Annotated in this window: 1 protein-coding gene; it reads right to left on the reverse strand. The window is 61.3% G+C overall.

Annotation, left to right across the window (positions count from 1 at the left end; all coding sequences use genetic code 11):
• Positions 1–1414 (reverse strand): DEAD/DEAH box helicase family protein (locus FPZ47_RS27395; protein ID WP_144957404.1); only part of this gene is annotated, 1414 nt, incomplete at its 3' end.
• Between the last annotated feature and the right edge of the window lie 275 nt (positions 1415–1689).

The raw sequence follows: 1689 nt of genomic DNA on the forward strand, positions 1-1689 counted from the left end.
ATTTTCCCTTGCACGAAGGGCATTTCCGTGTCACGACACAGCCATCACCCACATCAGGCTGAAAAATCAGGGTCTGATCAGTCGCGGTCACGGCGCGGTCAAGGAGCGCGGCACCGTAATCCAGTTCCTCATCGAGGATTTCGAGTCTCTGTTCCCGGGTGCGGCGATCGACTTTCGGCACGATCGTCCCGGCTTCGATCCGAGAACCCTCCTCGCTGATCTGGGTGCGGATGCGGTAGATGTCGAAGTCCACGTTCACGCCGTCCGCGACGGACTCGGGATAGGTGTATTCGGAGACGAGGTTCTGGCGGAAGAACCCGAAGGTCTGCTTGCCCGGTGTAGCGGTCAATCCGATGACGTGGGCGTCGAAATACTCAAGGACGCCGCGCCAAACCCCGTAGATACTTCGGTGGGCCTCGTCGACGATGACCAGATCAAAGGTTTCCGGGGGAAGTGCCTGGCTGTACGACACGGTGACCGGGGCATCGGGGGTGAAGTCATCGAGGTTGGGGTCGTCGACCTCGCTGACTTCACCGTCGTTGAGGAACTTGTACACCCTCTGGATCGTCGAGACCGCGATCTTGCTCGACCCGAGTAGCCCAGCGCTGGACAGCTTGGTCACGTTATACAGCTCGGTGAAGCGACGACCGTCGTCTGGCGTGCGGTAGTTCTGGAACTCCGCCAGCGTCTGATCGGCCAGGTTGTTGCGGTCGACCAGGAAAAGAATCCTATTGAAACCACCGTATTTCAGCAGCCGGTAGGACTCGGTGACCGCGGTGTAGGTCTTGCCGGCCCCGGTCGCCATCTGCACCAGTGATCGGTCGAAATGCTGATCGGCAAGGCTCTTCTCGACTCCATGGATAGCTTCGACCTGCGCAGGGCGCAGCGGGTCGGCATCCAGGGGCGGAAGATCTCGGACCTTGGCGCGCCACGTCGGACGCTCCGGCGCGGCATCGGCATCACGCAGAATGCGGGCTAACGTTGCCGGCTTGGGAAAGTTGAAGATGAGACGCGCCCGGGGCTCAGGATCGAAGCCGTTGGTGAAGTGTGTCTCCACCCCCGATGCCTCGAACGCGAACGGCAGCCGGCCGTCTCGGGTCTTGGCGGCGAGGCGCACATCGGCCGGAAGCCCATCGGCGTACATGGCCGACTGCCACTCAACGCCTGACAGAGGCGTACCCATTGGTTTGGCCTCGATGACGCCGACCACGGCCTTGTCCACGTACAGCAAGTAGTCGACCCGGCCGTGCCCGGGCTTCATCACGACCTCCCGCACAGCGATGCCCTGTCCCGCGAACAGATTGAGATCCTTTTTGTTCTGGACCTTCCAGCCCGCCTGGGTCAGCTGCTGGTCAATACGCACGCAGGCACGCGTCTCCGCGGGGAGAACGCTGGCACCGTCCTCATTACTCATGGCGTGACAAACGTTAGACACCGCCCCAATCTTTGCCGATCATTCATCGGCTGTATGTTCTCCCTCGATCACGGCAACCTGCCGGCGGCAAGCACAGTCGCCCGTCGAAACCTAGGTCACCCTAACTCCACCACCTCCCCGGACATCACACCTCTTGCACACAGGTCACGAAACGATAACGCAATTTCGTCCGTATCTAACTAGCCGGGCTTCGCCCCATCCCGATGGGCATGTTGGCTGGTGTCGCTTTGGGGGGTTCCGGTCCGGACGGGATG

It is taken from the genome of Mycobacterium helveticum (genome assembly GCF_007714205.1).
GTDB lineage: Bacteria > Actinomycetota > Actinomycetes > Mycobacteriales > Mycobacteriaceae > Mycobacterium > Mycobacterium helveticum.